18 protein-coding genes are annotated in these 18,035 nt (G+C 65.7%); 7 read left to right on the top strand and 11 right to left on the bottom strand.

Features of this window, described 5'->3' with window-relative positions; all coding sequences use genetic code 11:
• Window positions 1-2: 2 nt before the first annotated feature.
• The 10 genes from WG898_RS07930 to WG898_RS07885 all read right to left on the bottom strand — a co-directional run bounded on the left by WG898_RS07930 (window position 3) and on the right by WG898_RS07885 (window position 8,989).
• Window positions 3-971: a nucleoside hydrolase gene (locus tag WG898_RS07930; protein WP_339602210.1), complete on the bottom strand. Its 969-nt coding sequence runs from the start codon at window positions 969-971 to the stop codon at window positions 3-5.
• Window positions 972-983: 12 nt separating this feature from the next.
• The gene (gene rbsK / locus WG898_RS07925) at window positions 984-1,931 is read right to left on the bottom strand and encodes a ribokinase (RefSeq protein WP_339602209.1); all 948 of its coding nucleotides are present in this window, start codon (window positions 1,929-1,931) and stop codon (window positions 984-986) included.
• A 20-nt stretch (window positions 1,932-1,951) separates the two neighbouring features.
• Window positions 1,952-2,953 (bottom strand): LacI family DNA-binding transcriptional regulator, encoded by a 1,002-nt coding sequence (locus tag WG898_RS07920; RefSeq protein ID WP_339602208.1) that lies wholly within the window; start codon window positions 2,951-2,953, stop codon window positions 1,952-1,954.
• 179 nt (window positions 2,954-3,132) lie between these two features.
• Window positions 3,133-4,443 (bottom strand): citrate synthase, encoded by a 1,311-nt coding sequence (gene gltA, locus WG898_RS07915; RefSeq protein WP_339602207.1) that lies wholly within the window; start codon window positions 4,441-4,443, stop codon window positions 3,133-3,135.
• Window positions 4,444-4,483: 40 nt separating this feature from the next.
• A complete protein-coding gene (locus WG898_RS07910) occupies window positions 4,484-4,762 on the bottom strand; it encodes an FAD assembly factor SdhE (protein WP_339602206.1) in 279 nt (92 codons plus the stop codon).
• 22 nt (window positions 4,763-4,784) lie between these two features.
• Entirely contained in the window at window positions 4,785-5,486 is a 702-nt protein-coding gene (locus tag WG898_RS07905) for a succinate dehydrogenase iron-sulfur subunit (protein ID WP_285231956.1), read from the bottom strand.
• A gap of 12 nt (window positions 5,487-5,498) precedes the next feature.
• Window positions 5,499-7,274: a succinate dehydrogenase flavoprotein subunit gene (gene sdhA / locus WG898_RS07900; protein ID WP_339602205.1), complete on the bottom strand. Its 1,776-nt coding sequence runs from the start codon at window positions 7,272-7,274 to the stop codon at window positions 5,499-5,501.
• 2 nt (window positions 7,275-7,276) lie between these two features.
• Window positions 7,277-7,636, bottom strand: coding sequence for a succinate dehydrogenase, hydrophobic membrane anchor protein (gene sdhD, locus WG898_RS07895; RefSeq protein ID WP_339602204.1), 360 nt, complete (start codon window positions 7,634-7,636; stop codon window positions 7,277-7,279).
• Between the two features lie 39 nt (window positions 7,637-7,675).
• Window positions 7,676-8,128 carry a succinate dehydrogenase, cytochrome b556 subunit gene (gene sdhC, locus WG898_RS07890; protein WP_339602203.1) on the bottom strand — a complete coding sequence of 151 codons (453 nt, stop codon included), beginning with the start codon at window positions 8,126-8,128 and terminating at the stop codon, window positions 7,676-7,678.
• A 105-nt stretch (window positions 8,129-8,233) separates the two neighbouring features.
• A complete protein-coding gene (locus WG898_RS07885) occupies window positions 8,234-8,989 on the bottom strand; it encodes a GntR family transcriptional regulator (RefSeq protein ID WP_444718919.1) in 756 nt (251 codons plus the stop codon).
• Between the two features lie 267 nt (window positions 8,990-9,256).
• Between WG898_RS07885 and WG898_RS07880 the strand changes: the two genes are divergently transcribed.
• The 6 genes from WG898_RS07880 (at window position 9,257) to WG898_RS07855 (ending at window position 15,407) form a co-directional block, all read left to right on the top strand.
• Entirely contained in the window at window positions 9,257-10,243 is a 987-nt protein-coding gene (locus WG898_RS07880; RefSeq protein WP_339602201.1) for a malate dehydrogenase, read from the top strand.
• A gap of 60 nt (window positions 10,244-10,303) precedes the next feature.
• Window positions 10,304-11,302, top strand: a complete 999-nt coding sequence (locus tag WG898_RS07875) for an HpcH/HpaI aldolase/citrate lyase family protein (protein WP_339602200.1) — start codon at window positions 10,304-10,306, stop codon at window positions 11,300-11,302.
• A gap of 119 nt (window positions 11,303-11,421) precedes the next feature.
• Window positions 11,422-11,961, top strand: a complete 540-nt coding sequence (locus WG898_RS07870; protein ID WP_339602199.1) for a hypothetical protein — start codon at window positions 11,422-11,424, stop codon at window positions 11,959-11,961.
• A gap of 137 nt (window positions 11,962-12,098) precedes the next feature.
• Window positions 12,099-12,371, top strand: a complete 273-nt coding sequence (locus WG898_RS07865; protein ID WP_339602198.1) for an AbrB/MazE/SpoVT family DNA-binding domain-containing protein — start codon at window positions 12,099-12,101, stop codon at window positions 12,369-12,371.
• On the top strand, window positions 12,368-12,775 hold the full coding sequence (locus WG898_RS07860; protein ID WP_339602197.1) for a type II toxin-antitoxin system VapC family toxin: 408 nt from the start codon (window positions 12,368-12,370) through the stop codon (window positions 12,773-12,775). The genes WG898_RS07865 and WG898_RS07860 overlap by 4 nt, the downstream gene beginning before the upstream one ends.
• 28 nt (window positions 12,776-12,803) lie before the next feature.
• The gene (locus WG898_RS07855; RefSeq protein WP_339602196.1) at window positions 12,804-15,407 is read left to right on the top strand and encodes a bifunctional aconitate hydratase 2/2-methylisocitrate dehydratase; all 2,604 of its coding nucleotides are present in this window, start codon (window positions 12,804-12,806) and stop codon (window positions 15,405-15,407) included.
• A gap of 434 nt (window positions 15,408-15,841) precedes the next feature.
• On the opposite strand, the gene pdxR is transcribed toward WG898_RS07855, so the two are convergent.
• Window positions 15,842-17,287: a MocR-like pyridoxine biosynthesis transcription factor PdxR gene (pdxR, locus tag WG898_RS07850; protein ID WP_339602195.1), complete on the bottom strand. Its 1,446-nt coding sequence runs from the start codon at window positions 17,285-17,287 to the stop codon at window positions 15,842-15,844.
• 97 nt (window positions 17,288-17,384) lie between these two features.
• Between pdxR and WG898_RS07845 the strand changes: the two genes are divergently transcribed.
• The gene (locus WG898_RS07845; protein WP_339602194.1) at window positions 17,385-18,029 is read left to right on the top strand and encodes a pyridoxamine 5'-phosphate oxidase family protein; all 645 of its coding nucleotides are present in this window, start codon (window positions 17,385-17,387) and stop codon (window positions 18,027-18,029) included.
• Window positions 18,030-18,035: the final 6 nt, after the last annotated feature.

The raw sequence follows: 18,035 nt of genomic DNA, 5'->3' as shown, positions 1-18,035 counted from the left end.
GCTCAGTCGAAAAGACGGGTGAATTCTGACAGCACGCGGGCCGCGTCCACGCGCACGCAGACCTGCTGCGCGGGGCTATGGGCCCAGGGTGAGTCGGGGGCGGCCAGGCCCTGGTGATCCTGGATGGTCTGGCCACGCGCGATGCCGTCCAGCACCACGCGCACCGGTCCGGCGCGCAGGCCGAAGGCCTCGGGTACGGCTACAAAGATGGCCGCGCTGGCATCGTGCGAGTAGATGCCACCGATGCCGTCGCGCTCGTGATAGAAATCCTGGTAATGGCGCGTCGCCGCCCAGAGGAAGTCGCCCACCCGGCCAGCGCGCCCCTTCAGGGCGGCCAGATCGGCGTGCTTCATCACCACTTCCTGGGTCACGTCGAGGCCGACGATCACCACCGGCCAGGGCGCCGCAAACACCTCATCGGCCGCCTCGGGGTCGTTGATGATGTTGGCCTCGGCCACCGGGCCGACGTTGCCGCCATGGCCATGGGTGCCGAAGGCGCCGCCCATCACCACCACCTGCCGCACCTTGGCGGCGATGCCGGGGTCGTTGCGCAGCGCCAGCGCCAGGTTGGTGAGCGGGCCCACGGCCACCAGGGTGATCTGGCCCGGCTCGGCATTGACCATGGCGCAGATCAGCTCATGCGCCGGCCGGCCATCGACCGCGCGCCGCGGCGCGGGCAGCAGCGCGCCCATGCCACCCAGGCCGTCCTCGCCATGCACATGGGCCGGGAAGGCCTGCTCCTGGCGTGGCCGCAGGGGTCCGGCGGCGCCGGCCGCCACCGGCAGCTCGAGCTCATACAGCGCCGCCAGCGCCAGCGCGTTACGCGTGGTGGTGGCAAGGTCGGCATTGCCGAACACGGTGGTGATGGCGCGCAGCCGAATGGCGGGATGGCGCGCCAGTACATAGAGCGCCATGGCGTCGTCGATACCGGGATCGGTGTCGAAGATGACGGATTGGGGAACTGCTTGCATGGCTGAATACTCTTAGGAGCGCGGCTGCAGCTCGGCAGCGAGTTCGGCACGCCGCGGCATGGCCGTCTGCACGCCGGCGCGGCTCACCGCCAGCGCGGCAGCCGCCTGGCCCAGGCGCACCGCGTCCGCGGGTGCCCAGCCTTCGGCCAGGCCGGTGGCCAGGCCACCGACAAAGGTATCACCGGCACCCACCGTGTCCACCGCGGTGACGCGCTGCGCCGGCAGATGCTCGGCAGCCTGGGCATTGCAGATCAACACGCCCTGGGCTCCGAGGGTGACGAGCACCCGCTGCGGGCCGTGCGACAGCAGCAACTGCGCCGCCGCCTTGATTTCGTCCATGCTGCCGCAAGGCAGGCCCGTCATCTGGCCGGCCTCGGTCTCATTCAGCACCAGCCACTGCGTCTGGGCCAGCAGCTCGGCGCTCACCGGCAGGGCCGGCGCGGCGTTCAATATGGTCGTCACCCCAGCCGCGCGCGCCAGCGCGAAGGCATGCGCAATCGCCGGCTGCGGCACTTCCAGCTGGGCCACCACCACGCGCGCGCCCTGCAGCACCGCCTTGGCCCGCTCGACGTCGGCCACGCACAGCTGCGCATTGCTGCCCGGCACATAGACGATGGAGTTCTCGCCGCCCTGGCTGGCCACCATGATGACGGCAATGCCCGGCAGCGCCGCGGCATCGGTGACCACCGCCGCGGTGTGCACGCCTTCGGCGGCAAGCGCCGCCAGCAGCTCGGCGCCATGCTGGCGCGTGCCGACGCGCGACACAAAAGCCACCTCGGCACCCAAGCGCGCCGCGGCCACCGCCTGGTTGGCGCCCTTGCCGCCCGGGGCCATCACAAAGGCCTCCCCGACCAGGGTCTCGCCGGGCGCGGGCAGGCGCGGCGAATGCGAGACCATGTCCATATTGATGCTGCCCACCACCACAACGCTGGCGGGCTGGCTGCTTGCTGTTGCAGTCATGAGAAAGAGTTCCTTGGCAATCAGGCGAGCGCGGCGCTGCTTTCGCGCACCACCAGGCGCGGCGTTAGCAACACATCCTTGAGCGGTGCACCAGGGTTGTCGATGCGGTCCAGCAGCACACGCGCGGCCTCGCGGCCCAGCTCCTTGATGGAGCAGCCCACGGTGCTGAGCGAAGGGTAGACAAAGCTGCTCAGCTCGATGTCGTCGAAGCCCACGATGGAAAGTTGCCCAGGCACCTTGCGCCCCAGCTCGGCCGCGGCGCGCAGGCCGCCCATGGCCATCATGTCGTTGCCGGCGAACAAGGCGGTGATCTCGGGATGCTTGCGCAGCAGCGCGCGCACCGCATCAAAGCCGCCGGCGCTGGAGAAGTCGCTCTCCACCAGCCAGCCATCTTGCGGCGTGATGCCACGCTCGCGCAGCGCCTGGCGCCAGCCCTCGACACGCTCAATCGACACCTCGAACTCGGCCGGGCCGCTGATGCAGCCGATGTGCCTATGCCCCAGCTCCAGCAAATGCGCCACCGCCGCATGCGCGCCGGCCTGGTTATGCACGCTGACGCGGTCGGCGCGTGCGCCGGGCACCAGGCGGTCCACCGTCACCGCCGGCACGCTGGCCAGCTTGAAGATCTTCGCCAAGGAGGCGGCATCACCCGCCGAGGCCAGCAGCAGGCCGTCGATGCGCTTTTCCAGCAGCGTGCGCATGTATTGCTGCTGGCGCTTGGGGTCGTTGTCGGAGTTGCACAGAAACACCGAGTAACCCGCCAGGCGGCAGCATTCCTCGACGCCGCAGACCAGCTCGGCAAAAAAGGGGTTCTGCACATTCGGCACCAGCACGCCGATGATCTTGGTCTCGCTCTTGCGTAGCGAGCGCGCCACCGCGCTGGGCAGGTAACCGATTTCCTCCACCGCGGCCAGCACGCGCCGGCGCGCATCGGCACTCACCGGGCGGGTGTCGTTGAGGACATGCGATACCGTCGTAAAGGACACCCCGGCCAGGGCGGCTACGTCTTTGATCGTGCTCACGGGTGCTCTTGCTCGCTAGGAGGGTCAGATTGGCAAACGTTTGCCAGCCTGCGTAGCATAGCCCAAAAAGCCTGATCTACATCAGGCCTGCAAGCCACCCACAGCGGGGACAAAAAAGCCCCCGGAGCCAAGCTGCGGGGGCTTTTGCGATCCGCAGGCACAAGGCCTGCCGGCGATCATCAACGTTCGGCGATGGGCTTGACGTTGCGCGAGGTGGCACCGACAAAGAGCTGGCGCGGGCGGCCGATCTTGTACTCGGGGTCGCCGATCATCTCGTTGAGCTGGGCGATCCAGCCGACCGTGCGGGCCAGCGCGAAGATCGCCGTGAACAGCGGCACCGGGATGCCGATGGCGCGCTGCACGATGCCCGAGTAGAAGTCCACGTTCGGGTAGAGCTTGCGGGCGACGAAGTATTCGTCTTCCAGCGCAATCTTTTCCAGCTCCATGGCGAGCTTGAACATCGGGTCGTTGTGCAGGCCCAGCTCGTTCAGCACCTCGTGGCAGGTCTCGCGCATCAGCTTGGCACGCGGGTCGTAGTTCTTGTAGACACGGTGACCGAAGCCCATCAACTTGACGTTGCTGTTCTTGTCCTTCACCTGCTTGATGAACTCGCCGATCTTGGCCACGCCACCCTGCTTCTGGATGTCGCCCAGCATGTTCAGCGCCGCCTCATTGGCGCCACCGTGGGCCGGGCCCCACAGGCAGGCCACGCCGGCTGCGATGGCCGCAAAGGGATTGGTGCCCGAGGAACCGCACAGACGCACCGTCGAGGTGGAGGCGTTCTGCTCGTGGTCGGCATGCAGGGTGAAGATGCGGTCCATGGCGCGCACCAGCACGTCATTGGGCTTGTAGTCCTCGCAGGGCGTGGCAAACATCATGCGCATGAAGTTGCCGGCGTAGCTGAGGTCGTTCTTCGGATAGATATAGGGCTGGCCGACCGTGTACTTGTAGGCCATCGCCACCATCGTCGGCATCTTGGCGATCAGGCGGATCGCCGCGATCTCGCGATGCTCTGGGTTATTGATGTCGGTACTGTCGTGATAGAAGGACGACATCGCACCCACCAGGCCGGTCATCACGGCCATGGGGTGGGCGTCGCGACGGAAGCCGCGCAGGAAGAACTGCATCTGCTCGTTGACCATGGTGTGGTTGGTCACGCGCGAGACGAAGTCGGCCTTCTGCGTTTCGTTGGGCAGCTCTCCGTACAACAGCAGATAGCAGGTCTCGAGGTAGTCGCAGTTCACCGCCAGCTGCTCGATCGGGTAGCCGCGGTACAGCAGCTCGCCCTTGTCGCCATCGATATAGGTGATGGTCGAGTTGCAGGAGGCGGTGGAGAGGAAGCCCGGGTCGTAGGTGAACTTGCCCGTCTGCGCGTAGAGCTTGCGGATGTCGATCACATCCGGGCCTACCGAGCCCTTGTAAATGGGCAGGTCCATTTGCGGGCTGCCGTCCGAGAACGACAGGGTGGCTTTGACGTCAGACGGGGTCATAAGTCTTTCCTTGTGACAGCTTTTCGAAAGAATTTCTTCACTACTTGGGAACGCGCAGCAGCTTGAGCACCGCCTGCACCTCGGGGCGGTCCAACTCGCCCTCGGGTTCCTTGCGCGCCAGGAACAGATCCATCAGATCGTTGTCGGCCAGGTCCATCAGCAGCGTCAGGCCCAGGGCCTGGGACTCCGTGAGGGTGGCCTCGTGGCGCGCGAAGAAGCGCTCGATGAAGAGGTCATTCTCAAGCAAACCGCGGCGGCAGCGCCATTTGAGTTTGGAGAGAGCTCTCTCGTCGATGAGGGCTTCGGTGCTGGTGCTCATGCTGTGCAGACGACGCTCGCGCTCAAACGGCGCGACGCACCATCAGTTCCTTGATCTTGCCGATGGCCTTGGTGGGATTCAGACCCTTGGGGCAGACGTCCACGCAGTTCATGATGGTGTGGCAGCGGAACAGCCGGTACGGATCTTCCAGATTGTCCAGACGCTCGGCGGTGGCTTCGTCGCGGCTGTCGGCGATGAAGCGGTAGGCCTGCAGCAGGCCGGCCGGGCCCACGAACTTGTCGGGGTTCCACCAGAAGCTGGGGCAGCTGGTCGAGCAGCTGGCGCACAGGATGCATTCGTACAGACCGTCAAGCTCTTCGCGCTCCACCGGCGACTGCAGACGCTCCTTCTCCGGCGGAATGTTGTCATTCACCAGATAGGGCTTGATCGAGTTGTACTGCTTGAAGAACTGCGTCATGTCGACGATCAGGTCGCGCACCACCGGCAGGCCCGGCAGCGGTTTCAGCACGATGGTGGCCGGCAGCGACAGCATATTGGTCAGGCAGGCCAGACCGTTCTTGCCGTTGATGTTCATCGCGTCGGAGCCGCACACGCCTTCGCGGCAGGAGCGGCGGAAGGACAGCGTGGGGTCCACGGCCTTCAGCTTGATGAGGGCGTCCAGCAGCATGCGCTCATGCCCATCGAGCTCGATCTCGATGGTCTGCATATAGGGCTTGGCGTCCTTGTCCGGGTCGTAGCGGTAGATCTGGAAGGTGCGTTTCATGGCTCTAATCCTTTAGAAGGTGCGGACCTTGGGCGGCACCGATTCCACCGTCAGCGGTTGCAGGTTCACGGGCTTGTAGTCCAGGCGGTTGGCCTCGGAATACCACAGCGTGTGCTTCATCCAGTTCTCGTCGTCGCGGTTCGGGAAGTCGTTGTGGGCATGGGCGCCACGGGACTCCGGACGGGCGGCCGCCGAGATCATGGTGGCCTTGGCCGCCTCGATCAGGTTGTCGACCTCCAGGGCCTCGACCCGCGCGGTGTTGAACACCTTGCTCTTGTCCTTCAGGCCGATGGACTTGACGCGCTCGGCCACTTCCAGAATCTTGCCCACGCCCTCGTTCATCACCGCCTGGGTGCGGAACACGCCGGCGTGCTTCTGCATCGTCGAGCGGATGTCGTTGGCCACGTCCTGGGCGTACTCGCCACTGCTGGCCGACTCCAGGCGCGCCAGGCGGGCCAGGGTCTGGTCGGCGGCGTCCTTGGGCAGGGGCTTGTGGTTCTTGTTCTTCAGCGCGAAGTCGACGATATGGTTGCCGGCGGCGCGGCCGAACACCACCAGATCCAGCAGCGAGTTGGTGCCCAGACGGTTCGCACCGTGCACGCTCACGCAGGAGCACTCACCCACGGCATAGAGGCCGTTGACGATGTCGTTGTGCTTGCCGTTCTTCGGGATCACCACCTGGCCGTGCACATTGGTCGGGATGCCACCCATCTGATAGTGGATGGTCGGCACCACGGGGATCGGTTCCTTGGTGATGTCGACGTTGGCGAAGTTATGGCCGATCTCGAACACCGAGGGCAGGCGCTTCATGATGGTCTCGGCGCCCAGATGGGTCATGTCCAGGAGCACATAGTCCTTGTTGGGACCGCAGCCGCGACCTTCCTTGATCTCCTGGTCCATCGAGCGCGACACGAAGTCACGCGGTGCCAGATCCTTCAGCGTCGGTGCATAGCGCTCCATGAAGCGCTCGCCATTGCTGTTGCGCAGGATCGCGCCCTCGCCACGGCAGCCTTCGGTCAGCAGCACGCCCGCACCGGCCACGCCGGTGGGGTGGAACTGCCAGAACTCCATGTCTTCCAGCGGGATGCCGGAGCGGGCCGCCATGCCCAGGCCATCACCGGTGTTGATGAAGGCATTGGTGGAGGCGGCGTAGATGCGCCCGGCACCGCCGGTGGCCATCAGCACGGTCTTGGCTTCGAGGATGTGGATCTCGCCGGTTTCCATTTCCAGCGCGGTCACACCGACCACATCGCCGTCGGCGTCGCGGATCAGGTCCAGCGCCATCCACTCGACGAAGAACTGGGTCTTGGCCTTGACGTTCTGCTGGTACAGCGTGTGCAGCAGCGCGTGGCCGGTGCGGTCGGCGGCGGCGCAGGCGCGCTGCACCGGCTTCTCGCCGTAGTTGGCGGTGTGCCCGCCGAACGGGCGCTGGTAGATGGTGCCGTCCGGATTGCGGTCGAAGGGCATGCCGAAGTGCTCAAGCTCGTACACGACCTTGGGCGCCTCGCGGCACATGAACTCGATCGCGTCCTGGTCACCCAGCCAGTCCGAGCCCTTGACGGTGTCGAAGAAGTGGTAATGCCAGTTGTCCTCGGACATATTGCCCAGCGAGGCGCCGATGCCACCCTGCGCCGCCACTGTGTGCGAGCGCGTCGGGAAGACCTTGGACAGCACGGCCACGTTCAGGCCGGCCAGCGAGAGTTGCAGCGATGCGCGCATGCCCGAGCCACCGGCCCCGACGATCACCACATCGAATTTGCGCTTTGCGAGCGTCGTTCCAATTTGCATTTTCAAAGTCTCCAAAGCACTTGGACCGCCCAACCGGCGCAAGCCACGAGCCAAACCAGGGTGAAGAGGTGCAGGGCCAGGCGAATGCCCACGGGCTGCACATAGTCCATCCAGATGTCGCGCATGCCCACCCAGGCGTGGTAGGCCAGCGAGATGATGAGAGCGAAGGTCACGGCCTTCATCCACTGCTGCGAGAAGATGCCGGCCCAGCGGTCGTAGCCGAGCTCACCGGGCATCAGCAGCTGTGCCAGCAGCACGATGGTGAACAGTGCCATCAAGAGCGCAGTGGCGCGCTGGGCCATCCAGTCACGCAGGCCGTAATGCGCACCCACGACGATGCGCTTGGATCCAAAAGTACTCATGGTTGTGATTGCCTCTAGGCTGGAGATCAATACAGGCGATCAATAAAGACCGAAGAGCTTGGCACCCAGCAGCGCCGTCAGCGCCAGGCTCACGACGAGCGTGAACACCGCGCTGGACTTGCCGAATTCCTTGCTGACGCTATGCGTGGCGTCCATCCACAGATGGCGCAGGCCGGCGATGAAGTGGTGCAGATAGCCCCAGATCAGGCCCAGGGTCGCCAGCTTCACGAACCAGGCGGGCACAAAGCCGATGCCAGCCACGAAGGCATTGGTGAAGGCGCCGTAGGAGATTTCGGACGTCAGACTGTTGTCGAACATCCAGATCACGAAGGGCAGCAACAGGAACATCAGCAGGCCACTGACGCGGTGCAGGATGGACACAAAGCCCGCCACCGGCAGGCGGTAGGTGCGCACATCCGTGAAGATGTTGATGTTGCGGTAAACCGGTCTCTTGCCGGTCGTGGCGCTACTGCTGTTGGTGGTGTCCGTCATACCCGACCTTTTTATGTAATCAACGTGAAACCCAGGGATTTTATTGCAACGCAACACATCCAAAGCCTGCTCGGGGCGTGTTGCGAACCAAACAACGACTCTCGATCAATTCAAATCATTGCGGTAGAAATGCGTAGAAGTGTTGTATAGGCCGCGCCGCAACTCCACCGGCCTGTCGCCGTAGGTGAAAGACAGGCGCTCCACGCTCAGCAGCGGCGTACCTTCGGCCACCTGCAGGAGCACAGCAGTCTCGGCGTCAGCCGCCACCGCCCTGATCTTTTCCTGCGCGCGAATCATATGCACACCAAACTCGGTCTCGAACAAGCCATAGAAGGGGCCGCGGTGCTGGCTCAGGCGCTCGGTGGTGAGCCCCTTGAACAAGTTCCCCGGCAACCAGATATCGTCCAGCACCACCGGTTGCCCGGCGCTGTGCAACAAACGGCGCACCTCCACCATCGCGTCGCCGGACCGCAACTGCAACTGCTTGGCAATCCAGGCCGGCGCGCGCTGGCGCTTGCAGTCCAGCAACTGGCGCCCCAGGCCCGGATCCTGCCCCTCGTCGGGCATCAGACGCAGAAAGCGGTATTGCTGCTGCTGCTCGGCATGGGTGGCCACGAAGGTGCCCTTGCCCTGGCGGCGCACCAGCAGATTCTCGGCGGCAAGTTCGTCAATAGCCTTACGCACGGTACCCTGGCTGACGCCAAAGCGTTGCGCCAGCTCGATCTCGCTCGGGATGCTCTCGCCCGCCTTCCATTCGCCACCCTGCAGGCCGGCAATGATGAGCCCCTTGATCTGGCGATAGAGCGGGCTGAATGAGGGCCCCGCCTCTGGGCTGGCGGGAGGAATGGGCTGCGCAGGCATGGCCGGCATTGCAGCACAAGCCAGCAGCCCAGTCCACCATCTGACGCCTGCTATCTTCTATAAGACAGATGACTGTCAGATTTGTGCAAAGCAGCACGAATAATCTGCCCACATATTGACCCCAGGCAATTGGTCAAGCTCGGGAATGCCCGGAGTCTGGCCTACACTTGGCGCCACCTCGGCGCAGCGCCCTGCCGGCCTGGCGATGCTCTGCGCAAGACCCTATTTTTGATCCGCACCTTCACCAACCTCTGTCGGAGATTTCCCATGAGCAAGACTCCCGTTCGCGTTGCCGTCACTGGCGCCGCCGGCCAGATTGGCTATGCCCTGCTGTTCCGCATCGCCTCCGGCGAAATGCTGGGCAAGGACCAGCCCGTGATCCTGCAGCTGCTGGAGATCCCCGACGAGAAGGCCCAGAACGCACTCAAGGGCGTGATCATGGAACTCGAAGACTGCGCCTTCCCGCTGCTGGCCGGCATCGAGGCCCATAGCGACCCGATGAGCGCCTTCAAGGACACCGACTACGCCCTGCTGGTGGGTTCGCGCCCGCGCGGCCCCGGCATGGAGCGCTCGGAGCTGCTGGCCATCAACGGCGCCATCTTCACCGCCCAGGGCAAGGCCCTGAACGCGGTGGCCTCGCGCAATGTCAAGGTGCTGGTGGTGGGCAACCCCGCCAACACCAATGCCTATATCGCGATGAAGTCGGCCCCGGACCTGCCGGCCAAGAACTTCACCGCCATGCTGCGCCTGGACCACAACCGCGCCGCCTCGCAGCTCGCTGCCAAGACCGGCAAGGCCGTGGCCGACATCGAGAAGCTGGCCGTGTGGGGCAACCACTCGCCCACCATGTACGCCGACTACCGCAACGCCACCATTGGCGGCGCCTCGGTCAAGGCCATGATCAACGACGAGACCTGGAACCGCGAGACCTTCCTGCCCACCGTGGGCAAGCGCGGCGCCGCCATCATTGCGGCACGCGGCCTGTCCTCGGCAGCCTCGGCCGCCAACGCTGCCATCGACCATATGCGCGACTGGGCCCTGGGCACCAATGGAAAGTGGGTCACCATGGGCATCCCCTCGAACGGTGAATACGGCATCCCCAAGGACGTGATGTTCGGCTACCCGGTAACCTGCGCGGGCGGCGAATACAAGATCGTCGAGGGCATAGCGATCGACGCCTTCTCGCAGGAATGCATCAACAAGACGCTCAACGAACTGCTGGAAGAGCAGAACGGCGTCAAGCATCTGCTGTAAGCAACCCCGCTTGGGCGACACTGAGGGCCGACCATGTCGGCCCTTTTCTTTTCATGACGCATGACCATGCTTCACCCCAAACTCGCACTCTTTGAAGAAGGCGATGCCGCCACCCTGCTGCCCGTGGTTGACCATTACTGTGGCGTCGAGCCGCGCATGCGCAAGAGCCTGGAATTGCAGGCACAGATGGGCCCACTGTTCGACATCACCCTGGACTGCGAAGACGGCGCCCCCATCGGCGGCGAGGCCGAGCATGTGCTGTTGGTGTCGGAACTGCTGAACAGCCCCCTGAACCGCCACGGCCGGGTGGGCGCGCGCGTGCATCCACTGGACCACCCCGCCTTCGAGGCCGATGTGGACGGCCTGCTCGCGCTGGCCGGCGAGCGCCTGGCCTACCTGATGCTGCCCAAGCCGCGCGGCCTGGCCGATGTGCACAAGGCCATCGCCTTCATCGACGCCAGCCTGCAGCGCCACGGCGTCGAGAAGCCCCTGCCGGTGCATGTGCTGATCGAGACCCATGGCGCCTTGCGCGATGTGCAGGCGATTGCCGCGCATCCCCGCATCGAGTCGCTGTCCTTCGGGCTGATGGACTTCGTTTCCGCACACCGCGGCGCCATCCCGCGCAGCGCCCTGGGCGCCGAAGGTCAGTTCAGCCACCCGCTGGTGGCGCGCGCCAAGCTCGAGATCGCGGCCGCGGCCCATGCCCATGCCAAGACGCCCTCGCACTGCGTGGTGACCGAGTTCAAGAGCACACGTGCCATCCTGGCCGCGGCCACGCGGGCGGCGCGCGAGTTTGGCTACACCCGCATGTGGAGCATCCACCCCGGCCAGATCCAGCCCATCATCGACGCCTTCGCACCCAGCATGGCCGAGATCGACGAGGCCATCGAAATCATCCAGGCGGCGCAGGCGGCGCATTGGGCGCCCATCCAGCACCGCGACAACCTGCACGACCGCGCCAGCTACCGCTACTTCTGGCAGTTGCTGGAACGTGCCCATCGCACCGGCCAGACCCTGCCGGCCGAGGTCTGCCGCGCCTACTTTTTTGAAACCTGTTGATACCGCCTCGCTGCACCGCTTACGAATGCGCCCCGCGCGAGACCAAAATGCAGGGAAACGCTAGGCCCCGGCGCGTCTTGCGGCGCGACAATGAGTGCATCGAAGCCAAGCGTGCTGCCATGAAGTCTGCCAACTGCCAATTCCGCCCCCTCCTCCTTGCCTTCGCCAGCCTGGCCCTGTGTGGCAGCGCCTGGTCGGCCGCCGTGGAGAACCCAAAGCCGCGCAATCGTCTGGCCGCAAAAATCAAACCGCAGGCACCGGCGCCCGCGGCCGTAGACGACGACAACACGCCCCTGAACGACGATCAACTGGCCGTCGGCCCGCGCGTGCATAGCGGCGACGCACAATGTGAGTTCAATCAAAAAGTGCAGATCACGCCGCATCCCGACAAGCCGGGGCGCTTCCGTCTGCAGTTCGGCAAAATGGTCTACAACATGACGCCCGAGCCCACCACCACCGGCGCGGTACGCCTGGAGGACAAGAAGGCCGGCGTGGTGTGGCTGCAGATTCCCGCAAAGTCGATGTTGATGAATGCCAAGATCGGCCAGCGCATGGTCGACAGCTGCCAGCATCCGGAGCAGGTACAAAGCGCCCAGGCCATGGTGGCGCCCGACAGTGGCATCGGCATCACTCCCGGCACGAGCCTGCCCAAGAACTGAGCCGCAGCGCCCTCGAACCAGGGGAGGCCACCGGCCTCCCCTATTTTTTGTTGCCCGACTCGCGCACTAGGGCTTGGTATGAAAACGAAAGTATGTAAAATCAATGCATACTTCGCCGCACATACCGAGGAGTACCCATGGAAGCCACTGTTGCCGAACGCGGCCAGATCACCCTGCCCAAGGCGGTGCGTGACGCCCTGGGTCTGACCAAGGGCACGACGCTCAAGGTCGAACTCGACGGCGGCCGCATCATCCTGCGCAAGAACGTGGATGATGCGCTGGCCAAGCTGCGCGGGCGCTTCAAGCTCGCCGAGGGCTTCACCAGCACCAACGAGGCCATGCGCGCCCTGCGCGGCCGCGCTCCCGGCGACCCCTACCCTGCCCCCAACGAGGAAGAAGAAGGCACATGATCGCCGTCGACTCGTCCGTGCTGGTGGACGTGCTCACCGGCGATGCCGAATACGGCGAAGCCTCCTCCATCGCGCTGGCCCAGGCCCTGAGCGAGGGCGAGGTCGTCATCAGCGAGGCAGTGGTGGCCGAGGTGCAGACGGTGCTCGACACGCGCGAGACGGTCATGGACGCCCTCAACGAATTTGGCATACGCTTCGAACCCATCCAGGAAGCTGCTGCCGTGCGCGCCGGCCATATGCAGCGCCGCTACCGCGACCGCGGCGGCAAGCGCGAACGTGTGGTGGCCGACTTTCTGATCGGCGCCCATGCCCTGCTGCAATGCCAGGCGCTGATCACCCGCGACGAAGGATTCTTCCGCGATTACTACAAGGGTCTGAAACTCATCGTCCCTCAGGCCCGCTGAACAACCCCATTAGCCCCCAGGAGTAGCCATGTTGCAAGCCTATCGCCAACACACCGCCGAGCGCGCCGCGCTAGGCATCCCGCCCCTGCCCTTGGACGCCAAGCAGGTGGCCGAGTTGATCGAGCTGATCAAGAACCCGCCCGCGGCTGGATCCACAAACGAAGGCGAATTCCTGCTGGACCTGCTGACCCACCGCGTGCCGCCGGGCGTTGACGACGCTGCCAAGGTCAAGGCCAGCTTCCTGGCCGCCGTGGCGCATGGTGACATAAGCGTTGAATTGATCAGCAAGGCGAAGGCCACCGAGCTGCTGGGCACCATGGTCGGCGGCTACAACGTCAAGCCGCTGATCGATCTGCTGGACCATGCCGATGTGGCTGGCGTGGCCGCCGAAGGTCTGAAGAAGACGCTGCTGATGTTCGACTTCTTCCACGACGTCGAAGTCAAGGCCAAGGCAGGCAATGCCCACGCCAAGGCCGTGATCCAGAGCTGGGCCGATGCCGAATGGTTCACCAGCCGCCCCGAGGTCGAGAAGAAGATCACCGTCACCGTCTTCAAGGTGCCCGGCGAAACCAATACCGACGATCTCTCGCCCGCCCCCGACGCCTGGAGCCGCCCGGACATCCCGCTGCACTACCTGGCGATGCTGAAGAACACCCGCGAAGGCGCGGCTTTTGCGCCCGAGGAAGACGGCAAGCGCGGCCCGATGCAGTTCATCGAGGACCTGAAGAAGAAGGGCCATTTGGTCGCCTATGTGGGCGATGTGGTCGGCACCGGCTCCTCGCGCAAGAGCGCCACCAACAGCGTGATCTGGGCCACCGGTCAGGACATCCCCTTCGTGCCCAACAAGCGCTTCGGCGGCGTGACCCTGGGCGGCAAGATCGCGCCGATCTTCTTCAACACGCAGGAAGACTCGGGCTCGCTGCCGATCGAGGTCGACGTCAGCAAGCTGGAAATGGGCGACGTCATCGATGTGCTGCCCTATGAGGGCAAGCTGGTGAAGAATGGCCAGACCGTCGCCGAGTTCAAGCTCAAGAGCGATGTGCTGTTCGACGAGGTGCGCGCTGGCGGCCGCATCAACCTCATCATTGGCCGCTCGCTGACCGCCAAGGCGCGTGAATCGCTGGGCCTGCCCGCCTCGACGCTGTTCCGCCTGCCGCAAGCCCCGGCCGAGACCAAGGCCGGCTTCACGCTGGCGCAGAAGATGGTGGGCCGCGCCGTCGGCCTGCCCGAGGGCCAGGGCGTGCGCCCCGGCACCTACTGCGAGCCCAAGATGACCACCGTCGGTTCGCAGGACACCACCGGCCCGATGACCCGCGACGAGCTCAAGGACCTGGCCTGCCTGGGCTTCAGCGCGGACCTGGTGATGCAATCGTTCTGCCACACCGCGGCCTACCCCAAGCCGGTGGACGTGAAGACACACCGCGAACTGCCCGCCTTCATCAGCAACCGCGGCGGCGTGGCCCTGCGTCCGGGCGACGGCGTGATCCACAGCTGGCTGAACCGCCTGCTGCTGCCCGACACCGTCGGCACCGGCGGCGACTCGCACACCCGCTTCCCGATCGGCATCTCCTTCCCGGCCGGCTCCGGCCTGGTCGCCTTCGGCGCCGCCACCGGCGTGATGCCCCTGGACATGCCCGAATCGGTGCTGGTGCGCTTCAAGGGATCGATGCAGCCCGGCATCACCCTGCGCGACCTGGTGCATGCGATCCCGCTGTATGCGATCAAGGCCGGTCTGCTGACCGTCGCCAAGGCCGGCAAGAAGAACATCTTCTCGGGCCGCATCCTGGAAATCGAAGGCCTGCCGGACCTGAAGGTCGAACAGGCCTTCGAGCTCAGCGACGCCTCTGCCGAACGCAGCGCCGCCGGCTGCACGGTGAAGCTGAACCCCGAGCCGATCAAGGAATACCTCACCAGCAACATCGTGCTGATGAAGAACATGATCGCCGACGGTTATGCCGACGCCCGCACCCTGCAGCGCCGCATCGAAAAGGTCGAGGCCTGGCTGGCCAAGCCCAGCCTACTGGAAGCCGACAAGGATGCCGAATACGCGGCCGTGATCGAGATCGACCTGGCGGACATCAAGGAACCCATCCTCTGCTGCCCCAACGATCCGGACGACGCCAAGACCCTCAGCGAAGTGGCCGGCACCAAGATCGACGAGGCCTTCATCGGCTCATGTATGACGAACATCGGCCACTTCCGCGCCGCGGCCAAGCTGCTGGGCGGCCAGCGCGACATTCCGGTCAAGCTGTGGGTGGCCCCGCCCACCAAGATGGACCAGAGCGAGCTGATCAAGGAGGGCCATTACGCCGCCTTCGGCACCGCCGGTGCGCGCACCGAGATGCCCGGCTGCTCGCTGTGCATGGGCAACCAAGCCCAGGTGCGTGAGGGTGCCACCGTGGTCTCCACCTCGACCCGCAACTTCCCCAACCGCCTGGGCAAGAACACCAATGTGTTCCTGGCCTCGGCCGAGCTGGCCGCGATTGCCTCCAAGCTGGGGCATATCCCCAGCGTGGCCGAGTATCACGAAGCCATGGGCGTGGTGAACAAGGACGGTGCCTCGATCTACAAGTACATGAACTTCGACCAGATCGAGGAATACGCAGAGACGGCCAAGGGCGTCGCCGCCTGAGCCCTGCGCTGAGCGTTGCTGACAAGCCCGTCCGGGCAACCGGCCGGGCTTTTTTTGCGCCCCTTCGCTCGGCGAGCGGCGGTTTGCGGCACATGGATGACTGTCGATTTGGCGGAGATCAGGCCGCTTGGGGGTTCTACTCCGTTCATGTCCCCCACCCCGGGTTGCACCCGGGGTTCCTCCTTTACTTCACTTCGCAGAACCCCCAACCGTCCTGATCCAGCACGGCCGTGCCAGTTCCTTGCAGGCGGCCTGCGGTGGAACTACCAAGTGGCGTCGGGGGTGTGGTGGAGTGAAGTAAAGGAGGAGCCGGCGCCCGCAGGGTGGCGGCGGGGGACATGAACGGAATCACGCCCCCGGCGTCGCTTGGCACACGCCTACCCACAGCAGGCGGCTTTGTGCCGGTTCCATTCAAAGGTCGCAGCCCCTTCCTATTACTGCGCCCGCAGCACTTCGGCCAGGCGTTCGACCAGCGGCGCCATCTGCGCCACCGGCACCTGGGCATAGCCCAGCAGCAGGCCGCGCCAGGCCTGGGCACGCGGCCCCATCGCCAACTCGCTGAGTGCGGGCGCGACGATGCCGGCCCGCAGCGCCCGCGCGCTGACGGCCACGTCGTCCAGGCCGGCGCCGTCGGTAAAGCGCAGCGCCAGATGCATGCCGGCCGAACCGCCGTGAACGCTGGCCAGGTCACCCAGCTCGCGCTCCAGCGCACCTACCAAGGCATCGCGGCGCTGGCGGTAAAGCCGGCGCATGCGGCGCAGGTGCAGGCCGAACTGGCCGCTGCGCAGAAACTCGGCCAGGGCCAGCTGGTCGGCCATGCGCCCGCGCGGAACGGCGCGCGTCAGCAGGCGCGCAAAGCCTTCGCACAGGCCCGCCGGCACCACCACGAAGCCGATGCGCAGGCCCGGGAACAGGGTCTTGCTGAAGGTGCCCAGATAGAGCACCGGCGCATCCGCCTGCAGGCCCTGCATGGCCGGCAAGGGCGGGCCGTCATGGCGGAACTCGCTGTCGTAGTCATCCTCGATGATCAGCGCGCCGGCCTCGCGCGCCTGCGCCAGCAGGGCCAGGCGGCGCTCCAGGCTCATCACCGCGCCGGTGGGGTATTGGTGCGAGGGCGTGGTGTAGATCAGGCGCGGGCGCTGGCGCCGCCAGTCCGCGGCACGCGGCGCCATGCCCTGCTCATCCACCGCGATGCCAATCAACTTCAGCTGGGCGCCACGCAGCGCCGTTTCGGCACCTGCATAGCCGGGGCTCTCCAACCAGGCCTTGTCGCCGGCATCGGCAAAGGCGCGCGCGCACAGGTCCAGGCTGGCCTGCGTGCCGTCGGTGATAAACACCTGCTGCGGCTCGCATTGCACGCCACGCGAGGCGCGCAGGTGTTCGGCAATGGCGCGGCGCAGGCCCGGCTCGCCCGCCGCATCGGCGTAATTGAGCTGGGCCTGATCGAGCGCACGCCAGCTGCGCTCCAGCAGGCGGCGCCAGCGCTGGGTGGGGAATTCATCCAGCGCCGGCACGCCCGGCGCGAAAGCGCGACTGCTCTCCAGCACCGGACCCAGCGTCAGCAGGGCTTGCGCGCGCCGCGACAAGGCCTGCGGCTCCGCCGGCATGACGGCCTGCTTGGCCGGCGGGGGCAGCAGGCCGCTCACCCGGCTGCCGCGCCGGTCGGGTGCGATCAGACCCTCGGTGGCGAGCTGCTCATAGGCGTAGAGCACGGTGTTGCGCGCGACGCCCAGCTCGCGCGCCAGCACCCGGCTGGCCTGCAGGCGCGTGCCTGGCGCCAGCACCCCGGCACGAATGGCCGCGCGCAGAGCCTCGTGCAGGCGGCGCTGCATGGGGCCCAGCGGGCTTGCGAAACGGTCAATCAGCAGCTGGTATTCCATGGCCCCATGATATTGGCATCCTGTGGACCTTTTCATGGAGCCAGCATGGCTCTACATTGCGCCCCTTCCCAATCCATTCATCCATCCACAGCACCACATGAAGCCAGCCGCCCCCAGTGATCGCACGCGCATCCGCCGCGTGGCCGAAAACGCCCGCTACGACGGCACCACCCTGCACGCCATCATCGACGCGGCCCATCTCTGCCACCTCGCCTTCAACGACGACCGTGGCCTGCACAGCATCCCGATGGCCTGCTGGCGCATGGGCGAGCACCTCTATATCCACGGCTCCAACGGCGGCCGGCTGATGAAGCAGCTGGCAGGCGGCGCGGCGGTGTGCATCAGCATCTGCCATCTGGACGGCCTGGTGCTGGCGCGCTCGGCCTTCAACCATTCAATGAACTACCGCTCGGCGGTGATTTACGGCCGCTTCGAGAAGGTCGAGGGCGATGCGGACAAGCGCGCCGCGCTGGCCGCCTTCATGGACAAGATCGCGCCCGGCCGCCAGGCCGAGATCCGGCCCGGCAATGACAAGGAATTTGCCGCGACCACGGTGCTGCGCATTGCGCTCGACGAGGCCGTCAGCAAGGTGCGTAGCGGTCCGGTGGTGGACGACGAGGCCGACCTGAGCCTGCCGGTCTGGGCCGGTGTGCTGCCGCTGACACAGCAGCGTGGCACGCCGCAGCCCGATACGGCCTGCGCCGAGCCGCTGCCGGCCTATCTACGCGACTGGGCTGCTTGACGCTTA

The sequence above is a fragment of the Paucibacter soli genome, from assembly GCF_037482845.1.
GTDB classification, from domain to species: Bacteria; Pseudomonadota; Gammaproteobacteria; order Burkholderiales; family Burkholderiaceae_C; genus Paucibacter_B; species Paucibacter_B soli.
Note: the sequence above shows the minus strand (reverse complement) of the source record. Positions and strands in the feature narration are given on the sequence as shown.

Coding starts and splice junctions, on each gene's coding strand:
- WG898_RS07905 (WP_285231956.1), bottom strand. CDS start 5,486: ATGAAACGCACCTTCCAGATCTACCGCTACGACCCGGACAAGGACGCC.
- pdxR (WP_339602195.1), bottom strand. CDS start 17,287: ATGGAATACCAGCTGCTGATTGACCGTTTCGCAAGCCCGCTGGGCCCC.
- WG898_RS07870 (WP_339602199.1), top strand. CDS start 11,422: ATGAAGTCTGCCAACTGCCAATTCCGCCCCCTCCTCCTTGCCTTCGCC.
- gltA (WP_339602207.1), bottom strand. CDS start 4,443: ATGACCCCGTCTGACGTCAAAGCCACCCTGTCGTTCTCGGACGGCAGC.
- WG898_RS07930 (WP_339602210.1), bottom strand. CDS start 971: ATGCAAGCAGTTCCCCAATCCGTCATCTTCGACACCGATCCCGGTATC.
- WG898_RS07875 (WP_339602200.1), top strand. CDS start 10,304: ATGACCATGCTTCACCCCAAACTCGCACTCTTTGAAGAAGGCGATGCC.
- sdhA (WP_339602205.1), bottom strand. CDS start 7,274: ATGCAAATTGGAACGACGCTCGCAAAGCGCAAATTCGATGTGGTGATC.
- sdhC (WP_339602203.1), bottom strand. CDS start 8,128: ATGACGGACACCACCAACAGCAGTAGCGCCACGACCGGCAAGAGACCG.
- WG898_RS07880 (WP_339602201.1), top strand. CDS start 9,257: ATGAGCAAGACTCCCGTTCGCGTTGCCGTCACTGGCGCCGCCGGCCAG.
- WG898_RS07860 (WP_339602197.1), top strand. CDS start 12,368: ATGATCGCCGTCGACTCGTCCGTGCTGGTGGACGTGCTCACCGGCGAT.
- sdhD (WP_339602204.1), bottom strand. CDS start 7,636: ATGAGTACTTTTGGATCCAAGCGCATCGTCGTGGGTGCGCATTACGGC.
- WG898_RS07865 (WP_339602198.1), top strand. CDS start 12,099: ATGGAAGCCACTGTTGCCGAACGCGGCCAGATCACCCTGCCCAAGGCG.
- WG898_RS07885 (WP_444718919.1), bottom strand. CDS start 8,989: ATGCCTGCGCAGCCCATTCCTCCCGCCAGCCCAGAGGCGGGGCCCTCA.
- WG898_RS07855 (WP_339602196.1), top strand. CDS start 12,804: ATGTTGCAAGCCTATCGCCAACACACCGCCGAGCGCGCCGCGCTAGGC.
- WG898_RS07910 (WP_339602206.1), bottom strand. CDS start 4,762: ATGAGCACCAGCACCGAAGCCCTCATCGACGAGAGAGCTCTCTCCAAA.
- WG898_RS07845 (WP_339602194.1), top strand. CDS start 17,385: ATGAAGCCAGCCGCCCCCAGTGATCGCACGCGCATCCGCCGCGTGGCC.
- rbsK (WP_339602209.1), bottom strand. CDS start 1,931: ATGACTGCAACAGCAAGCAGCCAGCCCGCCAGCGTTGTGGTGGTGGGC.